The 4,912-nt window shown below is 49.7% G+C and carries 4 protein-coding genes; all 4 read right to left on the bottom strand.

Translation table 11 applies throughout. The annotated features are described in order from the left end of the window. On the bottom strand, positions 1 to 1,493 hold a 1,493-nt coding region (locus IJN28_06780), incomplete at its 3' end, for a minor capsid protein (GenBank protein MBQ6713469.1). A gap of 40 nt (positions 1,494 to 1,533) precedes the next feature. Then, positions 1,534 to 2,982 (bottom strand): phage portal protein, encoded by a 1,449-nt coding sequence (locus IJN28_06775; protein ID MBQ6713468.1) that lies wholly within the window; start codon positions 2,980 to 2,982, stop codon positions 1,534 to 1,536. 10 nt (positions 2,983 to 2,992) lie between these two features. Continuing rightward, complete coding sequence (locus IJN28_06770) at positions 2,993 to 4,231, bottom strand: PBSX family phage terminase large subunit (protein MBQ6713467.1); 1,239 nt, start codon at positions 4,229 to 4,231, stop codon at positions 2,993 to 2,995. Beyond that, a complete protein-coding gene (locus IJN28_06765; GenBank protein ID MBQ6713466.1) occupies positions 4,221 to 4,751 on the bottom strand; it encodes a terminase small subunit in 531 nt (176 codons plus the stop codon). Before IJN28_06765 ends, IJN28_06770 begins: the two co-directional genes overlap by 11 nt. Positions 4,752 to 4,912 lie beyond the last annotated feature (161 nt).

Genomic DNA, 4,912 nt, shown 5'->3' with positions numbered 1-4,912 from the left:
TCTTGGAACGTAAGAACGTGTGCCATTTCATGCTTGATTAAATCCGTTAAATTTTTAGCTGCTAGCAAGCCGTTCTTATAATTTTTATTATAAATCCTCTCGTTGAACAGTTCAAGGGTTTCATTCCAATCATACCCACTATTCACGATCAATTTATATTTAAAATTACGCCCTGCGCGAATCGGGTAAAACTGCAACGGTATTTTCCCTTGACCAGAAATATCTTCATACGATATCCTGTCAAGTTTTATATCATATTCTTCTTGCATAGCCTTAATGCTATTTAAAATACCGTTCTTTATGTCATCCGCTATTTTAGTATCAGCAACTAAGTCAGTGGGCAATTCAACACCTGCCGCAACATCTTCCGTGTTGACAGGCATTTTGAGGGGTGTCGCAACATCCTCTGTGCTATCAGGCGTTTTGATGTTTTTTGCCAATCCCTCTTTGCTGCCGCCGTCTACAAAAGTTTTCTTCCATTCCTCATACGTCATATCGGCAGGCACGGTGTAGTACTTGCCGTCTGCATCTCTTGCCGCCCTCTGATCGTCTATGCTGAACTCATCATCGAAGTACGGTACCGTTGTAGAACGGCAGCGCACATGGAACGGCGGGGCTGTTACGCCTGCCTTATGTTCGCTCATGGGCATGACCTTGCCGTCCATCGCTCGGCACATCTCCGAGGTGTGACTGTCGAGCGTGGCAAGGACCTTATACTGTTCCACTCCCAGAGAAGTATACGCATCCTTCTGTGAAGCAGAGGCAAAGAATGCGCTCTCGGTCATCACGAGCGCACCTGCTCTGCTCTTGCTTACATGGAACCGCTCTGCTGTTTCGGCAATGACCTTTTTCGGCGACTGTCCGCGGATGATGCTCTGCGTTAATCGGTTTTCCAGTTCACCTACCAGCTGCGTGCGATTGCCCCAGATACGCTGTGAAAAATTCTTGCCGTCTGCCGCCCACGGTTTGGCGATCAGCTTGTCTATTCGGTTGTGATCGAGCCGCATCATATCGAAGCCGATGCCGAAGCCTTTCTGTACCTCAAAGACGGTCTTGTAATAGCCGTCCGCATAGATATCGCGTGTAAGCTTGTCCAGTCCCTCTGCCTGCATTGCATGGACTGCTTCTGCCTTTTGCTGCATCTGCAGTTTAAGTGCCTCCAGACGAGATACATGGAACTTCGTGCTTGCCGCTTCGAGTTGTTTGGCCCATTGGCTCGAATATTTCAGCGTCCTGCCCTTTGCGATATATTCCTGCACATCCATACGGAATTCTTCCAGCTCGCGGCCTTTAAGGAGACGCTTTGCCTCTGTCAGTGTAATGCCGTTCTCGCTTGCATAGCGCGTATACCATCGGGCAAGGTCTTTTTCGACTTCCGCTATTGCCTGCTGATACTGCCTTTCGAGATTGCGGAAATATTCTTCGCCTTTATCCAGCTGTGCGGCAGTCAGCTGTTCGAATCGTTTCTCCCAATACTGCTTGCTCTGCATCATATCCCCCAACAAAAAAGACACCGCTTAAGCAGTGTCTTTTTTATTCTTCCGTTTTTCCATTGCTCGGATCGAATGCACTGCTGTACATCGCCATATCCGATACGCTTTCCTCTTTTACACGCTCGACTTCTTTCTGTACGTTGTTGATAAACGGCAGCTGTCCGAGAAGCGTCTCGTTCGATACCTTCACACCGAGACTGACGAGTGCATTGATGATCTCGATCTCGTTTATGATGATATCCCGATTGAACGTGATCGTCACGGGCTTCCCGCTGTAGTTGCCGTTTCCCGATGCTGACAGATATGCGGTAACAAGCTCCAGCAGCTGCACGAAGGATGCCTGGTACTCGGTCTCCATCTCACTCGCCGCCAGATCGATGTCCGAATACATGCTCTTGATGTTCATCTGGTTTGCGTTGCCGCCCAGCCGATCGTCTTTTGCATCGTATCCCATTGCGTTCTCGATAATGGCTTTTTTCAGCAGCTTCAGAACGACCTCATAGTTCGCCGCATTGACCTCGATCTGCAGACTCTCCAGCCCGCCGTCCGCGCCGTCCAGTGTTCTTACCTTAACGGCCTTGAACGTGGCAAGATTCCGCCGAAACTCGCCCAGATCCGTGCCGTCATAATTCTTGACGACAAGAATGCTCTGTCCGCCCGCGTTCTCTTCCATTCCATTCGGCAGATCGGACAGCATCGTATTCAGTGCGTCCTGCAATCCTTTCACCCGCTTGATAAGCGGTATCTCCTGTGCGTTGGTACGGAAGAACACGAGCGGGATACGCTCCCAGTTGTATTCGGTATCGCCGGCCTTAATGTAGCTCTCCGACGGATTGTCCACATCAGCGATCAGCTTGCCTGATTTCAGTACATACCGCTCGATACCGTCAAGCTTGAACAACTCTACCTTCTCGATCGTTTTTAGTTCTCTGCCCTCATACGCTTCCACCTGATATACACGCACAGCACAATCCAGCTCGTCATGTTCGCTGTCCTTCCAGAACGGCAGCACTTCATACGGTGCGAATCGCTGAAACTGCAGCTTGCCTTTGTCGTCAATGTAGATATACAGCCAGCTGCCGCCGCCGCAAAAAGCATCTACACCGCCATTTTTTAAGATGCGCTGAAACTTGGCATTGAATATCCCCGCCAAAAGCTCATTATATTTGGCATCTTCGCTCTCGTACACGATCGGCTTCGACAAGAGATAGTTCACCTTCTGATCGACCATCTTTGCAAATTGATTATCCACCAGCTTATTGTTCGGGAGATTCTCATCCTCTATCCTCGCGCCGCCCTCCACGATCACCTCACGCTTGCGCCGCAAAATATCGTGATCGCCGTTATAATACCGCTCACCTACCAGCATCATTCTGCGCTTATGACTGCGTCTCCATCGGTCGATCTCGACCTCCAAAAACTCCTTGAATGTCATACTGCTTGCCGCCCCTGTCTGCAGAATGTGCTTAAACTCATCCATTCCGATCATCTTCTCAACCTCACTCAAAACTGAATCTGTCTGCAGTCAATACCTTGCCCGCACCATACCGCGCCGCGTCAGGGCCGTGCGAAAACTCATGCTCGGGCTTATCGATCGGCTTGCCGAACCGATCTGTCGCCCAGCAGTAATTTGATATCTCCTTAAAAAACTCCCTGCACCGCGTATGCACAACGAACGTATAATTCTGCATCAACTGTATCCCATGAAGCACGCTGTCCTTTCCCTTTCGGCTTGGCTCCGCACCGCGTATACCGTACTCCTGCAGCTCTGCAATACTCTTCGGCTCGGCACAGTCACACACGATACGCTGACCACCATAGCCCATTGCCTTGATCCGCTCTGCGATCTGAGCATTCGTCACGCCCCGCTTATACCACTCATCGAACACATATATGATCTTGTTCTTGTTATCGATCAGCATACAGATAAGCACCGTCGGATCGGTAAACCCAAAATCCAGACCGAACGCAGAAATGATATTCGGCAGCGCACGCACAGCATCTGTATCGAACGTCTCATATCGAACCTTTTCATAGATCAGACCTTCCGATATGCCCCAGTCGCCCATACCCTCTATACGATATCGGCGCGGACTGTCACGCTTCATCTCCTCGAACAGCAGAGCATCCGCTTCATCCAGCCACTCGTTGCACTCATACGTAGTCGTCGCCGTAAAGATCAGCCTGCTCTCCACATCAAAAAAACGCTTCTTCAGCCAGCTGTTCGCACTCCACGGATTGAACGTCAGTGTGATCTGCTTCCACAGACCGCTCGGCATCTGACCGCGAATAGACATATCCAGCTTATCGAAATCAGCCTCATTCGTGACCTCGTAAGCCTCCTCGATCCAGACCCAGCACAGCACTCCCTTCGGCACACTGATAGACGTGATCTTCAAGCCGTTGTCCAGACCGCGAAACAGGATCTTCTGACCCGTCGGCAGATACGTCAGCTCCAGCGGACTTGTCGTCCCTTTCCAGAGATTCGACACACCCAGCCGCTCTGCCGCCCACAAAAGATCAGAATAACAGCTATCCTTCAGCGTACGGAAATTACGCCGCACCACGAGGAGATTCGCCGCAGGATACTGCATCATCTTGTAGATATAATATAGTGCCGTCGTCTTACTCTTTTTGCTTCCGCGACTGCCCTTGACCGCCCGATAACGATGCCTGCTTCGCCAGAACGCACCGTATCCGCCGCCGATCACATCCGGCAGATAAATATTACTCTGCAATATTATCCTCTCCGCTGATGATCACAGGCAGCACACCCGCAAGATTCACATTGTCCGTAAAAAGGCAATATCGTTTTCCCAAAAGCTCCGCCGCCTTGTTGGCATCTGCTACCTTCGTCGGTATCTCTATGATCTGCGGCCGCTCCGATACGATCTTTCTTTTTCGCATCGTGCCGTTCTCATCAGGCAGCCATTGCTCATTCGACTCGGAAACAGTAACAACAACATTCTCAACCTCTTCTCGGCGCATAACAGCAGTAAGATATTTCAGCACCTCATCCGCCTTGGCTATCAGCTCGTCATTCTTTTCATCCATCAGCTCTTTGATCCGATTCTTTACGCGTTCCTTATACTTCTTATTTACCTTACCGTTGGGTTTTATCGGGCTGTTGATCCACTTACTGGCATCCTTCGCCGTACTTTTCGCATATCCCGCATCTAATGCAGCCTTATACGCATCGCCTGCCACGATATAATTTTTCGCAAAAAGCTCCTCCCGAGCATCAGCCAGTTCAGCCATAACAACACCCCCTCCAACAAAAAAGCCGCCCCTAAGGACGGCTTCGCTATTCATTCCAGTATAATTATATCACAGAAACATAGTGACATTCACTGACATGATGACATATCTCTTTACTTAATATTGTATTTCTCTTTAAGATAAGCCATTTGACATGGAAT

Source organism: Selenomonadales bacterium (genome assembly GCA_017442105.1).
In the GTDB taxonomy this organism is placed as follows: domain Bacteria; phylum Bacillota; class Negativicutes; order RGIG982; family RGIG982; genus RGIG982.
Note: the sequence above shows the minus strand (reverse complement) of the source record. Positions and strands in the feature narration are given on the sequence as shown.

Bases quoted from the DNA above. Each gene is read 5' to 3' on its own strand.
- IJN28_06765 (MBQ6713466.1), bottom strand. From the start codon at position 4,751: ATGGCTGAACTGGCTGATGCTCGGGAGGAGCTTTTTGCGAAAAATTAT.
- IJN28_06775 (MBQ6713468.1), bottom strand. From the start codon at position 2,982: ATGATCGGAATGGATGAGTTTAAGCACATTCTGCAGACAGGGGCGGCA.